Raw genomic sequence first — 23,547 nt, forward strand, 5'->3', positions numbered from 1 at the left:
CATGCTCAGGATACTCGCACTGACGCTGTCCCTATTGTTCAGCGGTTACAGTTACGCTTCATGCTACGGCAATGGCATCCAATATGCGCCGCCGATCTACGTCGATTTGTCGGATAAGCTCAGCGATAAGACACCGGTCTGGGAAGGCAGTTTTTATACGCAATACAGCGGTTCATTTAGCTGTTCAACCTCGAGCAGCGAATTCGGCTATACGCGTATCCTGTCAACCGACAGCACGAAGGCGACAATTCTGGGATTCAACAGCGGTAAATATTGGATACGCGCGGAAATAACCAACGACATCGCCAACAAAAAGCTTAGCGGTTGGGGATCGCACTCCGCTTCGGAATTGAATCAGCCGATGAATATCCGTTTCAGTCTGGTCAGCAAGACGGGCACATCGATACCCGGCGACACGGTTAGCCTTAAGGACGTGATGTTCGTGACCGATCTGAGCGGGATGTCTTTGCTGGAGATCATTTTGTGGCCCGCCAAGCAGTTGGTGAAGATCTTGACCTGGCTGCTCAACGGCTTCAATTGGCCTTACGATCAGCGCGACATGTACGGACAGCCGATGACCATCAAGTATGCGCCCAAGATGACGACCTGCACTTTCGACAATGCCGGCCTGGCAGTGAAGTTGCCGACGTTGGGGATATCGCAGATTACTCAGGGGGCGCAAAATGGCCTGACGCCCTTTACACTGAATTTCAGCTGTCAGAATCGGCAAAGCGGCGGCACGGCCGATCGGGATATCAATATGTTTTTATCCAGCAATAATCTGTTGGCTTCAGATAATACGGTTTTGATAGATAAAAGCCCTGAGGCGGCAAAAGGCATTGGCATCCGGCTGGTCAAGACGGCTTCGCCTAATAATCCCGTCACGCTGTCGCTCTCCAGCGTGGCACCTGGTGCGGCGACTTCATTATTTCATGTGGGAACCGGCAATGCCTTGGATGCGCAATTTTCCATCGGCATGGCGGCCTATTATTATCCTTACAGCCCCACCACAATGAGCAGTGGGGGAATTAATACATCGGCCACGCTTAACATTATATATAAATGATTCTTTTGTTATTTTTAATAATAAAAAACAGGTTGCCACATATAAGAAAAATCTTAACATGGTAATTGGTGGCGAATATTATTTACTTGAATAATATTGGTGTTTAATCCGGATCTCTATGTTGAGGATGAATTGTATGACGGAACAAATCCAGATCGGTGTCAAAGTGGAAAAATCGCTAAAAGATGAGGTTGATGTCATTCTTCGCGGTTTGGATATTAAGCCGACGACGGCGATAAATGGGCTTTATCAATATATTTCACAGCATGGAGAGCTCCCTTTTGTCATATCAACCAGCGTGAAAACACCGAAGGATATCGCCGGCGGGTTGTTCAAGAGCCTGTTTTCCTTACAAAGCACGCTCAGCGTTTTCTTGGATAAAGTGCAAATGAAGCGGTGTGTCAGCAGGGAGGAAGTATTGATTGTGCTCGATATACTGCGCGATTTTATCGTTGCTTTTCGCCAAAGCGCGCAATATCTCGGCGCTTCACCTTTCGGGCGGCGTGTAGTTTGGAAGGATGCCGTATGCGCCGTCGAGAGTATTCATGAAATTCTAGATAATAACGTAAAATACAGTGAAGATGGCATTATGAATTTGGATGAAAAATATCTTTCATCGCTGTCTGCATTGCTGATCTCATTATGTTCTTCACTTAAGTAAGTCGAACCAATAAAGTTAATTGGCATGACTGCCATGGGGGCGTTGTTAAAAACGCGCCCATGACAAATAGCAATGGGGTGATCCTGTGCGAGTGGCTATATTTTCTGATGATTACTATTTATTCTATGGCATATCGCAGATCTTGAAGTCGTTGGAGGGCGTTGAAGTTATTGGTCTGCATTCATCTGCACGTCGTGGATTACATGCCATGTCTTGTCATGCAGAAGTGGTCATCGTCTCTTTCTCGTCTATCTGTCGGGTTATGAATTTCTTATCGCATATTATCGACAGGCCTGACAATACGATCGTCTTAACCGGCGTGGAAACGCCGCGCCTGGCGAATTTTAACTGTCTGAAAAAAAACATCGGTCTTACGACGTTCGTTGAGGCGATAAAAATGTTCACCGCGAGCTGCAAAGGGCAGAGCCTGTCGCCGCGCGAGCTTTCGGTGTTGGCCATGCTGCTGGCGGGAAAACCGAATACCGGCGTCGCTAAGGCGTTGGGTATTTCCGAGAAAACCGTCAGCCAGCATAAAATGAACGCCATGCGTAAGCTGGAGATTCAACGTTTTCATCAGTTCATTTTGGCAGCGGATGAGCGAGTGTAATCGCTATTCCACAGGCGGGTGCGTTGGCCCGCAGGGAGAGCATCTGCTCACCCATGATCGGCCGGGCGTTCGAAAATATGCGCACCGGCACCCTGTTGGCCCCAAATATCGTTTGGGTTGCGCAGCGGGCAGTCGGCGAGGGACAGGCAGCCGCAGCCGATACAGCTGTCGAGATGATCGCGCAGCACCGTCAGCCGCTGTATGCGTTCATCCAGCGTTTTGCGCCAGGAGGAGGACAAAATTCCCCATTGTTCGGCGGTTAGCTTGCTGCCGGTGGGAAAACGCCCCAGTGTTGCGCGGATCTCCTCCAGCGGAATGCCCGCGCTTTGCGCGATCTTGATCACCGCGATGTAGCGCAACACCACAGGCGTGTAGCGGCGCTGGTTACCGGCGTTGCGCATCGCCTGAATTAGCCCCTTGCTTTCGTAAAAGTGCAGCGCGGATACCGCCACGCCGCTGCGTTTCGCCACTTCCCCAACGGTCAATAGCCGATTGGCGTCAATCGGTTCATTTCTTGCCATTTTGTCTTCCTCAACTTGACCTAAAGTTAACCTGAGGTTTTATAGTGCAGCCAGCCGGGCTTGGCAACCGGTATCTCTCGTCACCTCCCTGCGCTGCGTCGGGGGAAGGATGGCTTTGGCTGTAAAATCAGGAAGAAACCGTTACATGATGAAACGATACCTCATTATTGCCGCGCTGCTGGCGGCACTCGCCGTCGCCGCCGTTGCGATGCGTTCCACCGCGCGACAAAGCGAAGGCGCACCGGCCTATCCGCCGGTTAAAGTGGCGCTGGCGCCCGCCCTGCGTGAGCAGGCGGCACGCAGCTATGCCGGCGTGGGCGAGCTGGAGGCGGCCAGCCAGGTGGAAGTGGCGGCAGAGACCAGCGGCCGCATCACACGCATTCTGTTCGAATCCGGCCAAACGGTGCGGCAGGGGCAACTGCTGGTGCAGCTTAACGATGCGGTTGAACAGGCTGAGCTGGTGCGCCTGCAGGCGCAATTGCGCAATGCCGATCTCCTGCTGGCGCGCATGCGCAAGCTGATGAACCTCAACGCTACCGCGCGGCAACAGCTGGACGACGCGCTGGCCGAGCGGGATATGGCGTTCGGTGCGGTGCAGGAAACGCAGGCCAAAATTGCGCAAAAGGCGGTCCGAGCGCCGTTCTCCGGCACCATCGGCATTCGCCGCGTGCATGAAGGGCAATACCTCAACGCCGCCGAGGCGGTGGCGAACCTGGTGGACGCCGATACGCTGCGCGTCAATTTCTCGCTGGACGAACAAAGCAGCGCCGGGCTGGCGTTGGGGCAGGCGGTGTCGGTGCAGGTTGGGGCGTATCCCGATCGCGCTTTCCCCGCCGCCATTACCGCTATCGACCCGATGATCGGCAAATCCCGCACCGTGCAGGTACAGGCGACGTTGAGCAACCGTGAGGGATTGCTGAAGGCGGGCATGTACGCGGGCATTCGCGTCACGCAGCGGCAACGCGTGGCGGTGCTGACGGTGCCGGAAACGGCACTGACCTATACGGCGTACGGCGATACCGTGTTTCTGGCGCAGCAGGGTGAAAAGGGCATGACGGTCAAGCGCGCCTCGGTCACCGTGGGTGAGCGCAACGACGGGCGCGTCGAGATAGTCAGCGGCCTGCAGGAAGGCGATCGGGTGGTGACTTCGGGCCAGCTCAAGCTGAGCGACGGCATGGCGGCCGAGCCGGTGGCGCAGGATACCCTGAACGCCGCCCCGGCCGGTTCCTGAGGAGAGACCGATGACATTTACCGATCTGTTCGTGCGCCGGCCGGTGCTGGCGCTGGTGGTCAGCACCCTGATCCTGCTGTTCGGCGCGCTGGCGCTCAGCAAACTGCCGATCCGCCAATATCCGCTGCTGGAAAACTCTACCATTACCATCAGCACCGACTATCCCGGCGCGTCGTCCGAGCTGATGCAGGGCTTTGTCACGCAGCCAATCGCCCAGGCGGTGTCGTCCGTCGAGGGCGTTGACTACCTTTCTTCCTCGTCGGTTCAGGGGCGCAGCGTGGTGACGGTGCGTATGGCGCTGAACCGCGACTCCACCCAGGCGCTGACCGAAGTGATGGCCAAGGTCAACCAGGTGCGCTACAAGCTGCCGGAGCAGGCTTACGATCCGGTGATTGAGCGGTCCGCTGGTGAAGCTACTGCCGTGGCCTATGTCGGTTTCTCCAGTAAAACGCTGTCCACACCGGCGCTGAGCGAATACCTGACGCGGGTGGTGGAGCCGATGTTCACCACCATCGACGGCGTCGCCAAGGTGGAAGTGTTTGGCGGGCAAAAAATGGCGATGCGCCTGTGGCTGGACAGCGATCGGCTGGCCGGCCGCGGCCTGACTGCCGCCGACGTGGCCGACGCGGTGCGGCGCAACAACTACCAGGCGGCGCCGGGCAAGGTAAAAGGGCAGTACGTGGTTGCCAACGTGCGGGTGAATACCGATCTCACCAGCGTGGAAGAGTTCCGCAATCTGGTGGTGCGCAACGACGGCAACGGCCTGGTGCGCTTGAAAGACGTTGGCACCGTGGAGCTAGGTGCCGCGGCCACCGAAACCAGTGCCCTGATGGATGGCGAACCAGCGGTGTTCCTCGGCGTCTTCCCTACGCCGACCGGCAACCCGCTGGTGATCGTCGACGGCATTCGTCACCTGATGCCGGCGATCGACAAGATGCAGCCGCCGGGCGTGAAGATGGCGCTGGCGTTCGAGACCGCGCGCTTTATTCAGGCCTCGATCGATGAAGTGGTGCATACCCTGCTCGAAGCGCTGGCGATCGTGGTGGCGGTGATCTATCTGTGTCTGGGGTCGCTGCGCACCGTGTTGATCCCGGTGGTGACCATTCCGCTGTCGATCCTTGGCGCTGCAGGGCTGATGCTGGCCTTCGGCTTCAGCGTCAATTTGCTGACGCTGCTGGCGATGGTTCTGGCGATCGGTTTGGTGGTGGACGACGCCATTGTGGTGGTGGAGAACGTACATCGCCATATCGAAGAGGGGAAAACGCCGCTGGCGGCGGCGATGATCGGCGCACGCGAGGTGGCGGGGCCGGTGATCGCCATGACGCTGACGCTGGCGGCGGTCTATGCGCCGATCGGCCTGATGGGCGGGCTGACCGGCGCGCTGTTTCGCGAGTTCGCGCTGACGCTGGCCGGGGCGGTGGTGGTGTCCGGCGTGGTGGCGCTGACGCTGTCGCCGGTGATGAGCTCGCTCCTGCTGCCGGCCAAACAGAGCGAAGGGCGCGTGGCGCACGCCGCCGAGTGGTTCTTCGGCGGCCTGACGCGGCGTTATGCGCGCGCGCTGGACTTCTCGCTGCACCACCGTTGGTTGACTGGGACGCTGGCGCTGTTGGTGATGATCAGCCTGCCGCTGTTGTACCTGATGCCGCAGCGCGAGCTGGCGCCGACCGAGGATCAGGCCATCGTACTGACCGCCATCAAGGCGCCGCAGCACGCCAACCTGAACTATGTCGAACGCTTCGCCTACAAGCTGGATGAGGTCTACAACCGCATGCCGGAAACCGAAAGCCGCTGGATCATCAACGGCAGCGACGGCACGGCGTCCGGCATTGGCGGCATCAACCTGACGCTGTGGCAGGCGCGCCAGCGTTCGGCGTCGGCGGTGCAGGCCGATCTGCAACGGGCGGTGAACGACGTCGAAGGCACCAGCATTTTCGCCTTCCAACTGCCCGCGTTGCCGGGTTCCACCGGAGGGCTACCGGTGCAGATGGTGCTGCGTACGCCGCAGGACTACCCGCAGCTGTACCGCACCCTGGAAGAGGTGAAGCAGAACGCCAGAAACAGCGGCCTGTTTATGGTGGTGGACAGCGATCTGGACTACAACAACCCGCTGGCGGAGGTGCATATCGACCGCGCCAAGGCCAACAGTCTGGGGATCCGCATGAGCGACATCGGCGAATCGCTGGCGGTGCTGGTGGGGGAGAACTACCTCAATCGCTTCGGCATGGACGGGCGCGCCTATGACGTGATCCCGCAAAGTCTGCGCGAACAGCGGCTGACGCCGCAGGCGCTGGCGCGGCAGTACGTCCGCACCCAGGACAATACGCTGGTGCCGCTCTCCACCGTAGTATCGGTGGCCGTTAAGGTCGAACCGAACAAGCTGACTCAGTTTAACCAGCAGAACGCCGCCACCCTGCAGGCCATTCCCGCCCCCGGCGTTTCGATGGGCGAAGCGGTGGCCTTCCTCGAACGGCAGGCGAATGCGTTGCCGGCCGACTTTAGCCATGACTGGCAGGGGGATTCGCGCCAATATACCCAGGAAGGCAGCGCGCTGGCGTTCGCGTTCCTGGCGGCGTTGGTGATCATTTACCTGGTACTGGCGGCGCAGTACGAGAGCCTGAAAGATCCGCTGATCATCCTCATCACCGTGCCGCTGTCGATCTGCGGCGCCTTGCTGCCGCTGGCGTTGGGTTACGCCACGATGAATATCTATACCCAGGTCGGGCTGGTGACCCTGATCGGGCTGATTAGTAAGCACGGTATTTTGATGGTGGAGTTCGCCAACGAACTGCAGATGCATCAGGGGCTGACGCGGCGCGACGCGATTTTGCAGGCGGCGCAAATTCGCCTGCGGCCGGTGCTGATGACCACCGGGGCGATGGTGTTCGGTTTGATCCCGCTGCTGTTCGCCAGCGGCGCCGGTGCCGCCAGCCGCTTCGGGCTGGGGCTGGTGATCGTCTCCGGCATGCTGGTGGGCACGCTGTTTACCCTGTTCGTGCTGCCGACGGTGTACACGCTGTTGGCGCGCGATCATGCGGTGGCGTCGCCCCGGCAGCGTGAGTTGGCCGCCGCGCAAAAGGCGCTGACGGAATAAACCGCCGGCGCCCGTATGAAAAATAAACCCGCCTCGGCGGGTTTTTTCGTCAGTTTTTGCAGCCCATCAACTCCGGCAGGACGCCGGGCTTGCTCTTCAGCGAAGCCTGCACGTCGTCCGGCAGACCGGCCCAGATGATCAGGCCGGTACGCTTCTCGATCTCGTCCACCGTCACGCGGAACTGGCAGAAATCGGCGCCCTTCGGCGTGTTCTGATCGAACAGGAAGGCGGCATAGTGGTTCACCGCCGGGCTGTTGTTGATGAAAATCACCTTCCAGTAGGCGCTGGGGATGGTATGCGCTTTCTGGGTGCCCGGCAGTTTGCCCATATCGCGTTCATACAGCGGCCCGGTCACGGTATAGACCGAGGAGATATCGGCGCGATCGATCAGCTTGCGTTCCTGATCTTCCAGCCGCGCCCAGGCGCCCTGGTTAAGATCGGACTTTTGCGGCGTGATGTTGGACAGGTAGTTCAGCGATTCCCAGTCGGAAACGCCCGCCAGCGAAGCCAGCGGCGCCTGATGACCGCGATCGACCTTCAGCGCCGCATTGGCGCCGGTGTAATCGGCGGGTGCTAACGTGTCCGCCGGGTTGAGCGCCGGATCGGTTTTCCAGTTGCGCGTCTTGCCGCTGGCCGGCGTGTCTTTGGTGATGTGATAAGCCACCCAGTTGGCGAACTTGGTGGTACTGTTGTTGTTCAACGTATAAGCATGACGCACGATAGACACGTTGCTGCTGCCACCAGTCGGGCAGCCGACCGCGCAGTTGTCGATGGATTCGAGCGTGTCGGCCGACGCCTGAGCGGCGAACAGCAGGGCGGCCAGGGCCAACATCTTGTTGTTAAAGCGCATATTCATATCCTCAATAAGTTAAAAAGAACTGTATGTATTTACAGTAAATTAAACTTATCGCAGTGAAACGAATACAACAATGCAACATATTCATGTTGTGAATGTGTCAGTCATGGTACAGCCAAGCCGCACGTGAAATGCGGCAGAAATGAAAACGGCGTCCAACAGACGCCGTTTCAAAGGGGGGGGAGGATTACTCCAGCAGGTCGTTGACCGTGCGGCGAACGTAATGCGTCATCTGCGCCAGATCGTCCGGTGATACCGGGCCGCCGCCGGCGCGCACCACCTGCTGTTCGATCTGCGCGATTTCCTGCTCGACCTTGTTGGCGATCTGTACTTTGACTATCTTGTCCACCGAAGACAGCAGCACCTTCAAGACGACTTTCAGCGCGATGTTTTCGCAGAACGAGTCGTAGTGATGAACCGGCGGCGGCGGGGCCGGAGCCGGCTCGGGCGCGCGCGGAGCCAGAGCCTTGAAGCTGTCTACATTTTCAATAATAAGATCCATGTCTCTTATTAGTTCATCAAAATCTTTAGACACTGACTTATTCCCTTCGCTGTGCGCAAAAAACAGAACGCCCGTCCTCGGGCTGAAAGCGGATGAGCGACGGGCAGAACGAATTCGGGCCTGGCCTTCAGACGCTGAATGGCCGGGGGAGGGGCATTCTAACCTTGCGGCGGGTTGGCAACAAGATGGGGCCGTGCGAATGCGCGGCCCTTTGGATCACGGGGGCTGGAGGGTGCTTAACTTTTCAGCTTGGCGGTGATTTTAGCCACGTGTTCGCCCTGATAACGGGCAATGGTCAGCTCTTCGTTACTCGGCTGCCGCGAACCGTCGGCGCCGGCGATGGTGGTGGCGCCATACGGGGTGCCGCCGCGCACCTGCGAAACGTCAAACAGCTCCTGCGTCGCATAGCCGATCGGTACGATGATGAAACCGTGGTGCGCCAGCGTGGTCCAGGTCGAACTGATGGTGTGTTCCTGGCCGCCGCCGGTGCCGGTGGAGGAGAAGACGCTGCCTACCTTGCCGTACAGCGCGCCGGAAGCCCACAGCCCGCCGGTTTGATCGAGGAAGGTGCGCATTTGCCCGGCCATATTGCCGAAGCGGGTTGGCGTGCCGAAGATAATGCCGTCATAGTCCGCCAGTTCTTGCGGGCTGGCGACCGGCGCCTGCTGGTGTTGCTTGCCCCCGGCTTTGGCGAAGGCCTCCGGCGTCATGGTTTCCGGCACGCGTTTAATCGTCACGTCCACGTCGTTGACACGGTTCGCCCCTTCAGCCACCGCCTGCGCCAGGCGTTCGATATGGCCGTACATTGAGTAATAAAGCACCAACAGTTTCGTCATGTTTCATACTCCCGCTCAGATGATTAACAAAAACCCCTGATAAGCATAGAAGCGAATGACGAACTTGGCGTCGTGGCGTTACCTGATGCCGGCGATCGCCAACATGGCGCCAAAGACAATCAGCAGCCCGCCAAAGGTGCGGTCGATGCCGCGGCGTAAACGCAAAAAGCGCGCATTGACGCCAGGCGCGGAAAACAGCAACGCAACGGCAGCGAACCAGAACACATGGACGGCGGCAATAAAGAGGCCATAGCCGATTTGTACACCGAGCGGGGTGTGCGGAGAGACGACCTGCATGAATAGGCTGACGATGAAAATGGTGGTTTTCGGGTTTAACGCGTTGGTGAAAAAGCCGGTTTTCAGCGCGCCGAAATCGCTGATGGCGGCCGACGCGGTGCTGGGCGTGGCATCCTGATGCGCCGCGTTGCGCAGCAGCGTAAAGCCGAGATAGATCAGATAAGCGGCGCCGATGCCTTTGAGCAGGTTAAACAACCAGGGCGATTGTTGAATCAACACGCCGACGCCAATCAGCGTATAGCTGACATGAACCAGTACGCCGGCGCCGATGCCACAGGCGGTCAATATGCCGGCGCGGCGTGAGAGCAGCAGACTGTTGCGCGAGACCATGGCGAAGTCCGGCCCTGGGCTTATCACGGCGAGTAAAGTAATGGTGACGACAGCGATGAGTTCAGTCATAGTTATCCTTGCGATGTTTAACAATAGAGTGACTGATTTATAAGAGTAATTTTTCTCGGTGACAAACGATGAATAGTGACAATATCGGTGAGAAAAACTCACGCAAAATCGGCAGGCCGTTGCCGTTGGGCGGACTGCGCTGCTTCGAGGCCGCCGCGCGGCTGGAAAGTTTTACGCAGGCGGCGCAGGGGCTGAATTTGACGCATGGCGCCGTCAGCCGGGCTGTGCGGGCGCTGGAAGAGGAACTGGGCGTGGCGTTGTTTGAGCGCCGCCATCGGCGGGTACTGCTCACGGCGGCGGGGCGCAAGCTGTTTCAGGCGACGCAGCAGGCCTTCGGCATTCTGGATCATACCGCGCTGGAACTGCGTCAGCAGGCGCTCGACGCGCCGCTGGTCTTGTCCTGTGAACCGACCTTATTGATGCGTTGGCTGATCCCGCGTCTGCCGGCTTTTCAGCAGGCGCATCCGGACATCAACTTACAGCTGGTGGCCGGTGGCGGGCCGTTTTCGTTCCATGACAGCATTACGGCGGCGATCAGGCGCAATGACTTCGATTGGGGAAAGGAGGTGCATAGCCTGGCGCTGTTCAGTGAAAAGGTTGGGCCGGTGTGCCAACCCGGGGCATTGGCAAGGATGACGATCGCTGAGGGCAGCCTGCTGAGTTTGCGGCCCGGCGCGAAGCTGCTGCATGCCGCTACCCGGCCGGATGCCTGGTGGCATTGGGCGCAGCAACAGGGGGTGGCCTTGGTGGGGCATCCAGAGCAGCGCTTTGATCATTTCTATTTCAGCCTGCAGGCGGCGGTCGCCGGTCTTGGCATTGCGATGGGCCCGTGGCTGCAAGTGCGAGACGATCTGGCCGCCGGCTTGTTGAGCGCGCCGTTCGGTTTTATGCCCGACGGCAGCGGCTATTACCTGCTGTCGCCGCAGCCGATCGTGCCCGGCAGCGCGCTGGCTCGGCTGGCCGAGTGGTTGAGGCTCACGGCAGACGCCTGAGTTTTTGCGCCAGCCGCTGTTCCTGCCAGCGGCTGAAGACGTTACGAAGCAGCAGAGTGCGCACCGCCCGCATGACCAGCGCGAGGCTCATGCCGCCGATCGCCCACAGCGACCAGAGATAGTGCGGATGGGTAAAGACGTTGACAGCGAGCAATATCGCACCGATGACGGCGAAACGCACCGCCATGCTCAGCAGTTTGCCTTCTGCCGCGACCTGGCGACGAAGACGTTGTTCGTCAGGCGTCTCCTCCCCCATTGTCGTCTGTTGCGGCTGTGCGTTGAGATTGCTGACCTGCACGCCCAGCGCGGCGGCGATCGCGGTCAAGGTTTCCAGGCTGGCCTGTTCGCCGTTTTCAATCCGCTGTACGGTGCGGGTGCTGAGGCCGGCGATGGTCGCCAGCTGCTCCTGCGACCAGCCTTTTTCCAGACGTAATGGCCTGATGCGATACTTTTGCATGGTGCACTCCTGAGTTCGCTGTCACTGCCATTCAGTGTAGGGCGGGCGGGGTAGCTGCGCCACGACAGCGGCACGACAGCGACACGACACCCGCCGCCGGCGCGGGCTGGCGAGCAGTCAGAAGGCGACGTTGCGGATAAAGCGCAGCGGGAGATCGCCGTGGTTGGCGTAGGCGTAGCGTTGATCGCTGTTGAAGGTTTGTGCGGTGCCCGCGCTGAGCGTCAGCGTGCCTTGTTCCAACTCCAGCGTCAGGGTACCGGCAATCACGTAGATCATTTCATTCCAGCCTTCCGCGTCCGGCGCAGAGTCATAGCGCTCGCCCGGCATCAGCGTCCATTCCCACAGCTCGGCCCGTTGGCGCGCCGGCACGCTGGCGGCGAACAGCGCCTGGCTGCCCGGTTGCGCGCCTTGCCAGGCCAGTTCCCCCACCAGATGGTCGCCGCGCGCTTCCGGCGCCTGGATCAGATCGGTGAACGAAATCGTCAGGGCAGCGGCGATCTTGTCGAGCACCGCCAGGCTGACGTTGCGATCGCCGGCCTCGATGCCCGCCAGCATGCGGCGGCTGACGCCGGAAAGTTCGGCCAGCGCCATCTGGCTCAGGCCCGCCTGTTGGCGGTAGCCGCGCAGATTGCTGCTCAGGTACTGCAGCACCTTGGGGGGATCGGTTTTCGCGTTATGCGCCGTATTGCTCATCGCCGGACTTTATCTCATACTGGCAGGATCTGTGCATTATATTGCACTCAGCAGGAAGGGCAAGCCGGTGTCAGCAGCAAAAAAATCCTTTATTTCCGCCGTGGTTCCGCAAATCAGGTTGCCGGAAGCGGTGTTGATTTTCATCACCATGATCTGGGGCGGCACCTTTTTGGCGGTGCATCACGCGATGCAAGTCAGCGGGCCGTTCTTTTTCGTCGGTCTGCGTTTCGCCACCGCCACGCTGGCGTTGACGCTGTTTTCGCTGCGCGTGCTGCGCGGCCTGACCCTGTATGAACTGAAGGCGGGCGTACTGATCGGGCTGGCGATCATGTTTGGCTACAGCATGCAAACCGTCGGTCTGCAGACGATTACCAGCAGCCAATCGGCGTTCATCACCGCCATGTACGTGCCGATCGTGCCGCTATTGCAATGGCTGGTACTGGGGCGGTTCCCCGGCATCATGTCGTGGATCGGTATTCTGCTGGCCTTTACCGGCCTGATGCTGCTGGCGGCACCGAGCAGCACGGACATGACGCTGAGCCTTGGCGAAATGCTGACGCTGGCCGGCACGCTGGGCATGGCGGCAGAGATCATTCTGATCGGTGCCTTTGCCGGCAAGGTGAATATCCGCCGGGTGACCATTGTGCAGCTGGCGACCGCCTCACTGGCCTCCTTTTTGATGATGGCGCCGACCGGCGAGTCGCCGCCGCCGTATTCGGATTACCTGCTGTACAGCGCCATTGGGCTGGGGCTGGCCAGCGCCTTGATTCAGCTGACTATGAACTGGGCGCAGCGCAGCGTTTCGCCGACGCGGGCCACGGTGATTTACGCCGGCGAACCGGTCTGGGCGGGCATTGTCGGGCGGCTCGCCGGTGAACGTTTACCGGGCGTGGCGTTGTTGGGGGGCGCGTTGATCGTGATTGGGGTGGTAGTCAGCGAGCTGCGCATACGGCGCAAGGGGAAAGCAGCGGTGGCGACGGAAGCGGATTAGCGCAGAGGCGTAGAAAGAAAGGGGCGGAGAGATCCGCCCCTTTTTGCATCACGCGGTTTTCTTCTTGCGCAGGAACACGTAAGACAGGCCGAGCACGATGAACCACAGCGGGGTGACGATCAGTGCCTGGCGGGTGTCTTCGCGCAGCGACAGCAGCACCAGCACGAACACGAAGAACGCCATGCATACCCAGCACATCAGCTTGCCGGCAGGCATCTTGTAGATCGATTTCTGGTGCAGCGCCGGGCGCTGTTTGCGGTAAACCAGATACGAGCACAGGATGATGGTCCAGACGAACATGAACAGAATCGCCGATACGGTGGTCACCAGGGTGAAGACCGTCATCACGTTCGGGATCAGGTAAATCAGCACCACGCCGCCCAGCAGGCAGATGCAGGAGAAGGTGAGGCCGTTGGCCGGCACCGCGCGCTTGGACAGGTTGGCGAACGATTTCGGCGCGTCGCCTTCCTGCGCCAGCCCGAACAGCATGCGGCTGGTGGAGAACACCCCACTGTTGGCGGAGGAGGCAGCGGAGGTTAGCACCACGAAGTTGATCACGCTGGCCGCGGCCGGCAGGCCAATCAGCACGAACAGTTCAACGAACGGGCTCTTGTCCGGCACCACGGAGTTCCACGGCGTCACCGACATGATGACGATCAGGGCGAACACGTAGAACATGATGATGCGGATCGGAATCGAGTTGATGGCGCGCGGCAATGACTTCTCCGGATCCTTGGTTTCCGCGGCGGTAGTGCCCACCAGCTCAATGCCGACGAAGGCGAATACTGCGATCTGGAAGCCGGCGAAGAAACCGCTGATGCCTTTCGGGAACATGCCGCCGTCATTCCACAGATGGGTGAATGAGGCCACGGTGCCGGTCGGCGATTGGAACTGCATGGCGATCATCACCAGCCCGGCGACGATCAGCCCGACGATGGCGACGATTTTGATCATCGCAAACCAAAACTCCATTTCGCCGAACATTTTCACCGTCGCCAGATTAAGGCCGAGCAGCAACAGCACGCACAGCAGTGAAGCAATCCACTGTGACAGTCCGGGGAACCAGAACTGGGCGTAGGCGGTGATCGCCACAACGTCGGCGATGCCGGTGACCACCCAGCAGAACCAGTAGGTCCAGCCAGTGAAGAAACCCGCCCACGGGCCGAGCAGATCTGCGGCGAAATCGCTGAACGATTTGTATTCCAGGTTAGACAGCAGCAGCTCACCCATGGCGCGCATCACGAAGAACAGCATAAAGCCGATGATCATGTACACGAAGATGATCGAAGGGCCGGCCAGGCTGATGGTTTTACCGGAGCCCATAAACAGACCGGTGCCGATGGCGCCGCCGATGGCGATCAGTTGAATATGTCGGTTAGTAAGGTTTCGCCGTAGATGATCTTCTGAAGCGGGCGTCGCGTCAGTCGCTATTTTAGAGTGATCTACCATCTGATGATGTCCTGTTTTACCTGTCATTAGTGAAGTCGTGAGCTCTGAAGTGGCTCTTTTTTATACATTTATCCGGTTGGTCCGGCTTTAGTAAGGTAGTGCAATAACGCCACCTTTGTGCAACATGTTTACAACATTTATACGTGGGATAAAAGTCGATCAATCTTTACACGGAGGAGGCAAATCGGACGTTCAGGGAGCGGAAGATTACTCTTCAAAAGGTGGGATTAACAGACCTTATGCGGCTTATCTCGTTGATTAAACAAAGAGTTGTAAAAATCGCATGAGAAAAAGTAATGAGTGGAAGCGTTTGACAGCGGCACTGGCGAGGAGGACAATTTATCGCGTTGGGTCGTTAGCTCAGTCGGTAGAGCAGTTGACTCTTAATCAATTGGTCACAGGTTCGAACCCTGTACGACCCACCAACCAAATCAGCGTGTTACGCACAGACTTTTCTCTGTTTTTTCCCTCATGGCGCCGTTTTAAGCGCGCATTCTGCAAAAAAATTCGCATTTTTCGACTGATGTTCAGAAAGGTGATCTGGCGCAAACTGCGATGTTGCACCGTACTTTATACGGCAAGGGAGGCTGTGCGCTGGCGCAACGTCGGCGCAGGGATGGGGCATTTGCCCAAGAATCTTTCAGGTCAAGAAGCGGGGAATAAATGCGCGGCCGACATCAAGAGGAGTGCCCAAACGGCGGCTGAGAGCGCGGCGGTGGCATAGACGTGCCTCGCCGGCAGTTGCAGCATGCCGGCCATCAGCGGCATGGTGTAGCGCATCACCGCCAGGAAACGCGAGGCGAACAGCAGCGGTAGCCCGCGCTTTTGCAAGGAACGTTGCGCTTTGTGCAGCGGAGTGTGAAAGCGTGCCGGCAGCCGGCGGCCAAGATCGTGGCGGCACAGCAGCGCGCCGCCGTGGAACGACAAGATCGATCCCAACGTGGCGCCGAGGGCGATGGCCGCCCAAACGGCACCGAGGGGCAGCGTGTGTTTGCCTGCAAGGATGCCTACCAGCAGCGTCACCGAGGCGGGCGGCAAGGCGGAAGACACCACGATCACGGATTTTCCCAGCGCGAACAGGAAAATCAGCAGCAGCAACATCTCCGGTTCCGGGCTGTATTTAGCGATAATGTGCGTCAATTCATCCATTTAATACCTGCGGGGGAGAGGGCTGAGTGCCAGTGTCCCATCCGCAGGTTCAATAATGGCTAAATAACGCGCCGCTATCCGGCAATCTCTGCGTCTTGCTTGCTCACGTCGGCGCGCCGGTTTCTGAGCGCCCACAACAGCGTGGCGCACAGCAGTGAAAAGGCGGCCAGCACCAGCGGCCCGGCATGCGGGCTGTGAAAACGCTGTTCCGCCTCCGTGCGGATCAGCGGGGCTAAGAAGCTGAATGCGGCGCCGAGCGTGGTGCAAAAACCGATGCCGGCCGCCAGCGCCGGGCCGGTGAGCACCTGCGCGGGAAACGTCCAGAAAATCGGCTGTACCGCCAGGAAACTGACTGCGCAGCAGCTCAGGGCGACGATAGCGAGCAGAGGGCCGGCATAGGAAGAAACGACCAACCCCAGCGCTGCCGCGACCATGCACCCCACGGCGATCGGTAATCTTCTGGCGGTTTTTCTGTCGGCATAGCGCGGCAGGAAATAGACGCCCAGCGCGGAGAACGCCCAGGGAATGGCGGCCACCAGCGAGGCCTTGAAACCGAGATGGGTGCCCATCAGCGAGGCGACCTGCGACGGCAGGAAAAACATCAGGCCGTACACGCCGATTTGCAGGGTGCCGTAGATCAACGCCAGATGCCAAACGGTGCCGCTTCTCATTGCCGCTTTGACGCTGCTGGTTTCGGTCTGCTGCTGTTCGTCAGCCAACTGTGTGACCAATGCCGTGCGTTCTTCCTCGGTCAAAAAGCGAGCCTGCCGAGGGTTATCGTCGAGATAGAAAAAGGCGAAGACGCCGAGGGCGACGGCCGGCAGCCCTTCCAGCACGAACATCCAGAACCAGCCGGGTTTACCCAACACGCCGTGCATCTCCAGCAATGCCCCCGACAGCGGTGAGCCGAGCGTCAGGGCCGCCGGCACGCCGAGCACGAAAATGCCAATGACCGAGGCGCGCACCTTATTGGGAAAATAGATCGACGCCAGCAACAGGATGCCAGGGTAAAAGCCGGCTTCGGCGATCCCCAGCAGAAACCGCAGGATGATAAATTGCTGTTCGTTGGTCACCAGCCCGGTACAGGCCGACAGCGCCCCCCACAGTGCGGTGGTGGCGCTAAGCCAGCGTTTGGCGCCCCAGCGGTTCATCAGCAGATTGGCCGGGATGCCGAACAGCGCATAGGCGGCAAAAAATATCCCGGCGCCCAATGCGAAGGCGGATTGCGACAGCGCGATGTCGATAGCCATCGCGTCCTTGGCAAAGCCGACGTTAACCCTGTCGATAAACGCGATGAAGTACATGGCGAACATTAAGGGCACCAGTCTGCGCCAGGTTTTGCGGATGGCGGCGTTGAGCGCTGGAGCGGCATAGGTGGCGTGATTCACTGGCGATAACCTCTCTTCTGAGAATGACAAGCGTCGGTCATAAGGACCGTCCTGGCGCCGTTGCCCTCAACACGACGGTCACAGCGGATTTTCTTCGTGAGATACAAAGGTCTAAAGGACTAATGGTCAGGCCTTTAAGGGCGAAAAAAATGCCGCGTATCGGGTCGGCAGGTTGATGCAGACATCACCATAGTGAATGGTGTGTTGCTTTTTTGTTAATCAAACGTTCACACAGGGCTATGGCGCGTTCAAGCGTTTTGATCGAGATCTGTGTGCGTTATCACCGAATTGGCAACCCGGTGATAGACCTGGAGTAGGGCGCTTTCATCTCGGGAGTGAGGACGATAAGGTGAAGCACGGCAAAACAGAATGCAGGAGCGCAACATGCTGAAGGTCATCGCTGAAGATTTTATCCAGCCGGAACACATTGACACCGTTATGCCATGGTATCGCGAGCTGGTGGCGAAAACCCGTCAAGAGCCGCTGTGCATCAGTTATGAACTGTGCATCGACCAGCAGGATCCCGGGCACTTTATTTTTATCGAAAGCTGGCCGGACCGCGCCGCCCTGGACGTGCATTGTCAGACCGAGCATTTCACCCGGCTGGTGCCGCAGATCAATCAGTATCAGCGCAAGCCTTGCACCTTCTTGTTTATGCAGGTGTTTCCTGAAACAGGCGATAAATAGGCGAAAAAATCCCCGCAGGGGGCGGGGTCAATGGCTTCTCACTACTATCTTGTTGTGATTAAAAAATAGGCTGATAATGATTTTCATTCTCTAAGAATGCTCTTAAATGAATCAGCTTGGTGAATGATTCACTACCCGCTTTTCGCTGGCGGTTTTAATGGCGCGCAGCATGCGGCGTCTTATCAACCCGCTCACCAGGCGAATAGCATACCAATACGGGGTAAACCGCCGCCGGCTGGCGTCGTCGGGGCAGAAGACGCGCGTTTCCGTCACCAGACGGCAGCGCCCACCCTCGAGGGGACTCACGACATACCCCAGCGCCAGTTTGGCGACGCCGGGCTGAGCGAAGGCCAGAAAGCCCGCTCCGTCAGCGACCTGCTCCAGACCGTACTCAGCCTGCCAAAAGCGGCCGATCAGGCCATAGACCAACGCGCTGTCATCCTGCTCAAGCAGGCAAAAATTATGCAGGCCAAACGGCGGCGGGCTGGGCTTATCGCGTGGCATCAGCCGCGCGGGCAATTCGCGCAGCGCTATCATGCTGCGGAAGAAACGATCGTGCTTGGGATCGTAGGCGGCCACGGCCGCCAGGATCCGCGCCTGCGGCGCGGCGATGGCGATCGCATGCCGTTCCGAGAACTGGTATTGCCCAAGGTATTTATTCAGCAGCGTCATGCCTTGCATTCTCCCGCCATTCGCTTTGCAGCAGGGCAAAGCCGAATTCGTCGCCCCATGCGCCTTTGAAAAACACGTTTTGCCGCCAATAGGCCTCGCGGCGAAAACCCAACTTGCCGAACAGTGTGGCGGCGCCAAGATTACGCGTGTCCACCACCGCAGTAATACGGTGCTTCGCCAGCGCCCCGAACAGCAGAGCGATGACGGCGCTCAGCGCCTCGCGCGCCAGCCCTTGCCGCTGGTGGCTGGGCGCGAAGGTCACGCCCAGTTCAGCCTGGCGCCCCTCATCGAAGAAATGCACCGCGACATCGCCGAGCAACGCGCCGTCCTCACGGCGCTCGACCGCCAGCTGGAACCAGCTGTCGTCACGGTTGAACGCGAGCTGCCGTTGCCGTTCGAAAAAGGCCTGCGCATCGGTGGCGCTGTAGTCGCTCCAGCTTTGATAGCGCGCCACGTCAGGGTGACTGCGGTAGGCGGTAAAGTGGGGCAGATCGTCGGCCGTGAACGGGCGCAGGATCAGTCTGGGGGTCTGCAGAGGCAAAAGGCGCATTATTTTTCCTTATCAGCGCATTAGGACTACCGGCAGTGTAACCCAGCGCCGAGAAGCGGGCTGCGTAAAATGAGCGGTGGAGGACAAACGGGAAATGCCGGTTCAGACGAACCGGCAGGGGCATTATCGGCGGGCGGCGGCCTGACGCAGGTGCTCGACCGGGCCTTGTTGAAAATCGAATGAGGGGGCTTCTTGCCGTGCCAGCCCCTGGCGCACGATGGCCTTCACCGCTTGGCTGGCAGCAAGATCTTTTCCGGCGATCTGTTCGGCGATGCGCAGCGCTTCTTCCCGGGCCGTCCCCTCGCTGATACGGGAAATGGCGCCGTGTGACAGCGCCTCCTGTGCGCCGACGGTTCTGCCGGTCAGCAGCCAGTCGAGCGCGACATAGGGGGAGATACGCGTCGGCAAGCGCGCGCACCCACCTTGTGCGGCGACTAACCCGAGCCCGGTTTCGGGGAAGCTGAAGCGTGCGTTCTGGCCGGCGACGATCAGATCGCACGCCAGCGCCAGCTCAAATCCGCCTCCGTACGCGATGCCGTCAACGGCGGCGATGATCACCTTGGCAATCTGTGCATGGATCAGCCCGCCAAACCCCTCCGGCGTGACGATGGGCAGTTCACCCTGATGAAAGGCGTTGATATCCATGCCGGCGGAAAATACCGCCGGTTGGCCGGCCAGCACGATCGCTCGCACCGAGTCATCGTTATCCGCCTGCCGCAGGTAGGTGCGGATCAACTCGGCCATCTGCAGGTTGATGGCGTTCTTTTTTTCCGGCCGATTAAGGGTGATGACCGCAACCTGCGCGCCATGGCGCTCATAAAGCACCGGAAGAACTTCACTCATCGCTGGCTTCTCCCCGGAAAAACAACAGCGTCAGCAGCAGGGCGATGGCGCCGAGCGGCAGCGAAAACAGCGGCAGGTAATAGGCCGGCAGCGCGTAGAGCGTCAGGCCGCCCAGCATCCCGCCCGCCGCGATGCCGGCGTACAACACCGAGCTGTTGAGCGACACGGTCAGCGCGCCAAAGCGTTTCGATAGCGACAACAGGTGATGCTGGATCGGTACTAGGTACATCCAGCCGGTAATGCCCCAGACGAGGAAGATGGCCAGTACCCACCAGGGCGAGGTGACATAAAAGGCCAGCAAAAACAGAGACAGCGTCTGGATCGCCACGGAAAACAGCAGCACGAACTTGCTGCCGAGGGCATCGGTTAACGCGCCGGAGGCAAAATTGCCGATCACCGCGCCAATGCCGAACACCAGCAACGCGAGGGGCAGGATCGCCTCAGGGCCGAACTGGGTGTTTTTCAGCAACACGCTGACGTAGCTGTAGACGATGTGTTCCGAGCAAACGGCAAAAAAGGTGATCAGCAGCGTAGTCAGCACCGCCTTTTGCCGCAGCGGGGCGAGCCGCTCTTTCAGCGAATGCTTGCCCGATGGCGCAATGGCGCGCAGCGCCAACGACAGGCCCAGCAGCGCAATCGCCCCCAGCAGGGCGATGAACAGAAAGATTTCACGCCAGCCGATCAGTTTGGCGAGAAAGGTACCGAACGGAATGCCGAGCGCAATAGCCAACGTCATGCCGCCATAGACGATGGAAATAGCCAGGCCGCGGCGTTTTTCCGCCACCAGCCCCACCGCGGCGGCGGCGGCCTGCGGCGTGTAACAGGCCGCCCCCAATGCCGCCAGCACTCTGCCGAACGCGATCTGCAGATAGCTGGTGGCCCAGGCGCAGGCCAGGTTGCCGGCGATGAACAGCACCAGCGCCAACTGCAGGATATGCTTGCGGTTGACGTTGCCCAGCAGCCAGGCGGTGAGGGGGGCGAACAGCATATAGGCCAGCGCGAATACCGATATCAACTGCCCCGCTTGCGCGGGGCTGACGGCAAAGGTGTCGGAAATATCGCTGAGTACGCCGGCGACGATAAAAGCGTCTGTGCCGATGGCGAAGGTACCGGTCGCCATCAGGCAGAGCGTGATCAGATGGCCGTTATAATCCGCTAACTTCATCCTGCCCTCCGCAGATCGTTCGCTGCCCAGACCCGGCCTAGTGCCGCCAGGAAGGTCTCCACGTCGGCATGGGAATGTGCCGAGGTCGGCGTTACCCGTAGTCGCTCGCTGCCTGCGGGCACCGTCGGGGCATTGACCGGTTGCACGTAAATATCATGCTCATCGAGCAGCACTTTACTGATGTGTTTGTTGCGGTGCGGATCGCCGACCAGCAGCGGCAGGATATGGCTGTCTGCCGACACCAGCGGGATGCCGGCGGCGCGCAGGCCGGTCTTCAGGTGATCGACGATCGCCAGCAGGTGCTTGCGCTGGGTGTCATGCTCGAGGTTGTATCTAAAACTGGCCAACGCGGCGGCTACCACCGGCGCCGGTGACGAGGTGCTGAAGACGAATGCCGGCGCCCAGCTGCGCACCGCTTCCACCACCGAGCGGGGCGCGGCGATATAGCCACCCGCCGCACCGTAAGACTTGCCGAATCCGCCTTGGATAATAGTGATTTTATCCAACAGGCCCAGCTGTTCGGCATAGCCCAATCCCCGTTCGCCATACACGCCGGCCGAATGAATTTCGTCGAGATAGGTCAGCGCCTGATACTGTTCCGCCAGCGCCACGATCTGCGCCAGGGGAGCAAAGTCACCGTCCATGGAATACAGCGACTCGAAGGCAATCAGCTTTGGCCGCGCCGGATCGGCGGCCTGCAGCAGCTCGGCGAGGTGTGCTACATCATTGTGGCGGAAGATTTTTTTCTCCGCTTTACTGTAGCGAATCCCGTAAATCATCGAGGCGTGATTCAGTTCGTCGGAGAACACGATCAGATCGGGAATGGCGTCGCACAGGGTGGATAAGGTGGCGTCGTTGGCGCCGAAACCGGTGGTGAACAGCAGCGCCGACTCTTTGCCGTAGGCGCTGGCCAGCAGCGTTTCCAGCTCGCTGTGGTAGACCGAGGTGCCGGAAATGCTGCGGGCGCCGCAGGTGCCCAGCCCGACCCGGTTAACCGCGTCGGTGGTGGCCAGCAGCACTTTGGGGTGGTGGCTCATTGCCAGATAGTCGTTCGAGCACCAGACGTTGAGACGGCGCTCGCCGTGGTGCCCGTGGCTGGTGGCCCAGGGTTTGTCCTGCACGCCGCGTTCAAGGTTGAGAAACTCGCGAAAACGCCCCTGTTTTTTGGTTTCCGCCAGCTTTTCTTCAAGAATGTTCAGTACGCTCATCGTATGTTCCTTGTGTTAAACGGCTTTAAGGTTTAATGACAGGCCTTGACCGACGCCGACGCACATCGTCACCAATGCGTTGCTTGCTTGTCGGTCGCGTAATTCCAGCGCCGCCGACAGCACCAGGCGCGCACCGGACATCCCCAGCGGATGACCGAGCGCGATGGCGCCGCCGTTCGGGTTGACCCGCGCGTCGTTGGCGTCGATGCGCCAGTGTTTCAGCGCCGCCAGAACCTGTGAGGCGAACGCTTCGTTAATCTCGATGATGTCGAAGTCGTTCAAGGTGAACCCGCCGCGCTGCAGTAAGCGCTCGGTGGAGGCGATCGGCCCCAGCCCCATCAGCGCCGGTTCAACGCCGGCGGCCGCGCTGTCGCCGATCTCCGCCAGCGGTTGCCAGCCCTGGCGTTTCACGTAGCGACCGGAAGCCAATAGCAGCGCGGCGGCGCCGTCGTTGATGCCGGAAGCGTTGCCCGCCGTGACCGAACCGCCGGCGGAGAACGCCGGTTTCAGCGCCTGCAGCTGTTGCAACGTGCTGAGCCGGGGAAATTCATCCTGCGCGAATGTGCGGGTGGTTTTACGATCCGCCGGCACGTCCACGGGCGTGATTTCCCGCGCCAGCCGGCCGCTGTCGATCGCCCGGCGGGCTTTTTGCTGCGAGCCCAGCGCGAACAGATCCTGTTCCTCGCGTGAGATATGTTGCCGTTGGGCCACGTTTTCCGCCGTGATGCCCAGCGGGTCGCTGCCGTAGCGCTCCGCCAGCCGCGGGTTGACGAAGCGCCATCCCAACGTGGTGTCATACAGCTTCACGCCTTTGTCGAACGGCGTTTCGCCCTTGCTCAGCACATAGGGTGCGCGGCTCATGCTTTCCACACCGCCGGCCAAAACCAGTTCGCTGAGGCCGCTGCGGATTTTCGCCGCGGCGTAGATCACCGCATCCAACCCGGATGCGCAAAGGCGGTTGAGGGTGATGGCCGGCACCGACGGATCCAACCCGGAAAGCAGTGTTGCCATGCGAGCGACGTTGCGGTTGTCTTCGCCGGACTGATTGGCGCAGCCCAGAACCACTTCGTCCAGATGCGTTTCCGCCGCCGGATGGCGCTGCAGCAGGCCGCGAATGATCGTCGCCGCCATGTCGTCGGGGCGGGTATGAGCCAGGCTGCCGCCATAGGCGCCGATCGCCGTGCGCGTGCCGTCGATCAGATAAACGCCGTCATCGTTAATGTTCATCATGGCTCC

At 59.7% G+C, this 23,547-nt stretch carries 24 protein-coding genes and 1 tRNA gene; 9 read left to right on the top strand and 16 right to left on the bottom strand.

Translation table 11 applies throughout. From position 1 onward, the window contains the following. The first annotated feature begins 1 nt into the window (after position 1). From WA302_RS05360 to WA302_RS05370, 3 genes are all read left to right on the top strand, one after another. Entirely contained in the window at positions 2-1,066 is a 1,065-nt protein-coding gene (locus WA302_RS05360; protein WP_043143820.1) for a fimbrial protein, read from the top strand. Between the two features lie 136 nt (positions 1,067-1,202). Next, complete coding sequence (locus WA302_RS05365) at positions 1,203-1,727, top strand: hypothetical protein (RefSeq protein ID WP_049204270.1); 525 nt, start codon at positions 1,203-1,205, stop codon at positions 1,725-1,727. Between the two features lie 91 nt (positions 1,728-1,818). Continuing rightward, positions 1,819-2,334 carry a response regulator transcription factor gene (locus tag WA302_RS05370; RefSeq protein WP_197538605.1) on the top strand — a complete coding sequence of 172 codons (516 nt, stop codon included), beginning with the start codon at positions 1,819-1,821 and terminating at the stop codon, positions 2,332-2,334. Positions 2,335-2,381: 47 nt separating this feature from the next. Here the strand turns inward: WA302_RS05370 and soxR are convergent, their stop codons facing one another. Continuing rightward, entirely contained in the window at positions 2,382-2,855 is a 474-nt protein-coding gene (gene soxR, locus WA302_RS05375; RefSeq protein WP_025302326.1) for a redox-sensitive transcriptional activator SoxR, read from the bottom strand. A 145-nt stretch (positions 2,856-3,000) separates the two neighbouring features. On the opposite strand from soxR, the gene WA302_RS05380 reads away from it, so the two are divergent. Together WA302_RS05380 and WA302_RS05385 are read left to right on the top strand one after the other, a co-directional pair. Beyond that, entirely contained in the window at positions 3,001-4,086 is a 1,086-nt protein-coding gene (locus tag WA302_RS05380) for an efflux RND transporter periplasmic adaptor subunit (protein ID WP_025302327.1), read from the top strand. Between the two features lie 10 nt (positions 4,087-4,096). After that, on the top strand, positions 4,097-7,177 hold the full coding sequence (locus WA302_RS05385) for a MexW/MexI family multidrug efflux RND transporter permease subunit (protein ID WP_049208068.1): 3,081 nt from the start codon (positions 4,097-4,099) through the stop codon (positions 7,175-7,177). Between the two features lie 49 nt (positions 7,178-7,226). Here the strand turns inward: WA302_RS05385 and WA302_RS05390 are convergent, their stop codons facing one another. From WA302_RS05390 to WA302_RS05405, 4 genes are all read right to left on the bottom strand, one after another. After that, entirely contained in the window at positions 7,227-8,027 is an 801-nt protein-coding gene (locus WA302_RS05390) for a DNA/RNA non-specific endonuclease (RefSeq protein ID WP_015377376.1), read from the bottom strand. A gap of 193 nt (positions 8,028-8,220) precedes the next feature. Next, positions 8,221-8,535 (bottom strand): hypothetical protein, encoded by a 315-nt coding sequence (locus WA302_RS05395; RefSeq protein WP_016928271.1) that lies wholly within the window; start codon positions 8,533-8,535, stop codon positions 8,221-8,223. Between the two features lie 236 nt (positions 8,536-8,771). Further along, positions 8,772-9,371: an NAD(P)H:quinone oxidoreductase gene (gene wrbA, locus WA302_RS05400; protein WP_025302329.1), complete on the bottom strand. Its 600-nt coding sequence runs from the start codon at positions 9,369-9,371 to the stop codon at positions 8,772-8,774. Positions 9,372-9,449: 78 nt separating this feature from the next. Further along, the gene (locus tag WA302_RS05405; protein WP_197818981.1) at positions 9,450-10,067 is read right to left on the bottom strand and encodes a LysE family translocator; all 618 of its coding nucleotides are present in this window, start codon (positions 10,065-10,067) and stop codon (positions 9,450-9,452) included. 68 nt (positions 10,068-10,135) lie between these two features. On the opposite strand from WA302_RS05405, the gene WA302_RS05410 reads away from it, so the two are divergent. Then, positions 10,136-11,059 carry a LysR family transcriptional regulator gene (locus WA302_RS05410; protein WP_336063239.1) on the top strand — a complete coding sequence of 308 codons (924 nt, stop codon included), beginning with the start codon at positions 10,136-10,138 and terminating at the stop codon, positions 11,057-11,059. Here WA302_RS05410 and WA302_RS05415 read toward each other — a convergent pair. Both WA302_RS05415 and WA302_RS05420 read right to left on the bottom strand, forming a co-directional pair. Further along, complete coding sequence (locus tag WA302_RS05415; RefSeq protein WP_025302332.1) at positions 11,043-11,516, bottom strand: helix-turn-helix domain-containing protein; 474 nt, start codon at positions 11,514-11,516, stop codon at positions 11,043-11,045. The two genes, WA302_RS05410 and WA302_RS05415, sit on opposite strands and share 17 nt — an antisense overlap. A gap of 117 nt (positions 11,517-11,633) precedes the next feature. Continuing rightward, the gene (locus tag WA302_RS05420) at positions 11,634-12,209 is read right to left on the bottom strand and encodes a helix-turn-helix domain-containing protein (RefSeq protein WP_025302333.1); all 576 of its coding nucleotides are present in this window, start codon (positions 12,207-12,209) and stop codon (positions 11,634-11,636) included. Positions 12,210-12,276: 67 nt separating this feature from the next. Between WA302_RS05420 and WA302_RS05425 the strand changes: the two genes are divergently transcribed. After that, on the top strand, positions 12,277-13,200 hold the full coding sequence (locus WA302_RS05425; RefSeq protein ID WP_025302334.1) for a DMT family transporter: 924 nt from the start codon (positions 12,277-12,279) through the stop codon (positions 13,198-13,200). 48 nt (positions 13,201-13,248) lie between these two features. Here WA302_RS05425 and cycA read toward each other — a convergent pair whose 3' ends face one another. Beyond that, on the bottom strand, positions 13,249-14,649 hold the full coding sequence (gene cycA, locus WA302_RS05430) for a D-serine/D-alanine/glycine transporter (protein ID WP_043141829.1): 1,401 nt from the start codon (positions 14,647-14,649) through the stop codon (positions 13,249-13,251). Between the two features lie 349 nt (positions 14,650-14,998). Between cycA and WA302_RS05435 the strand changes: the two genes are divergently transcribed. Beyond that, positions 14,999-15,074 (top strand) — tRNA-Lys (locus tag WA302_RS05435). 220 nt (positions 15,075-15,294) lie between these two features. On the opposite strand, the gene WA302_RS05440 is transcribed toward WA302_RS05435, so the two are convergent. Together WA302_RS05440 and WA302_RS05445 are read right to left on the bottom strand one after the other, a co-directional pair. Then, the gene (locus WA302_RS05440; protein WP_049295357.1) at positions 15,295-15,798 is read right to left on the bottom strand and encodes a DedA family protein; all 504 of its coding nucleotides are present in this window, start codon (positions 15,796-15,798) and stop codon (positions 15,295-15,297) included. 74 nt (positions 15,799-15,872) lie between these two features. Then, on the bottom strand, positions 15,873-17,186 hold the full coding sequence (locus WA302_RS05445) for an MFS transporter (protein WP_049204277.1): 1,314 nt from the start codon (positions 17,184-17,186) through the stop codon (positions 15,873-15,875). Between the two features lie 384 nt (positions 17,187-17,570). Between WA302_RS05445 and WA302_RS05450 the strand changes: the two genes are divergently transcribed. Beyond that, positions 17,571-17,873 (top strand): putative quinol monooxygenase, encoded by a 303-nt coding sequence (locus WA302_RS05450; protein ID WP_025302338.1) that lies wholly within the window; start codon positions 17,571-17,573, stop codon positions 17,871-17,873. Between the two features lie 111 nt (positions 17,874-17,984). Here WA302_RS05450 and WA302_RS05455 read toward each other — a convergent pair whose 3' ends face one another. The 6 genes from WA302_RS05455 to WA302_RS05480 all read right to left on the bottom strand — a co-directional run bounded on the left by WA302_RS05455 (position 17,985) and on the right by WA302_RS05480 (position 23,538). Next, on the bottom strand, positions 17,985-18,545 hold the full coding sequence (locus tag WA302_RS05455) for a hypothetical protein (protein ID WP_043141824.1): 561 nt from the start codon (positions 18,543-18,545) through the stop codon (positions 17,985-17,987). Continuing rightward, a complete protein-coding gene (locus WA302_RS05460) occupies positions 18,529-19,095 on the bottom strand; it encodes a GNAT family N-acetyltransferase (RefSeq protein WP_049204278.1) in 567 nt (188 codons plus the stop codon). The genes WA302_RS05455 and WA302_RS05460 overlap by 17 nt, the downstream gene beginning before the upstream one ends. Positions 19,096-19,218: 123 nt before the next feature. After that, entirely contained in the window at positions 19,219-19,938 is a 720-nt protein-coding gene (locus WA302_RS05465; RefSeq protein ID WP_261456189.1) for an enoyl-CoA hydratase-related protein, read from the bottom strand. Further along, on the bottom strand, positions 19,931-21,103 hold the full coding sequence (locus WA302_RS05470) for an MFS transporter (protein ID WP_043141814.1): 1,173 nt from the start codon (positions 21,101-21,103) through the stop codon (positions 19,931-19,933). The genes WA302_RS05465 and WA302_RS05470 overlap by 8 nt, the downstream gene beginning before the upstream one ends. Continuing rightward, positions 21,100-22,311 (bottom strand): 5-aminolevulinate synthase, encoded by a 1,212-nt coding sequence (hemA, locus tag WA302_RS05475; protein ID WP_025302343.1) that lies wholly within the window; start codon positions 22,309-22,311, stop codon positions 21,100-21,102. Before hemA ends, WA302_RS05470 begins: the two co-directional genes overlap by 4 nt. 15 nt (positions 22,312-22,326) lie before the next feature. Continuing rightward, on the bottom strand, positions 22,327-23,538 hold the full coding sequence (locus WA302_RS05480; protein ID WP_089180754.1) for an acetyl-CoA C-acyltransferase: 1,212 nt from the start codon (positions 23,536-23,538) through the stop codon (positions 22,327-22,329). Positions 23,539-23,547 lie beyond the last annotated feature (9 nt).

The organism is Serratia sp. 201 (assembly GCF_037027545.1).
GTDB classification, from domain to species: domain Bacteria; phylum Pseudomonadota; class Gammaproteobacteria; order Enterobacterales; family Enterobacteriaceae; genus Serratia; species Serratia bockelmannii.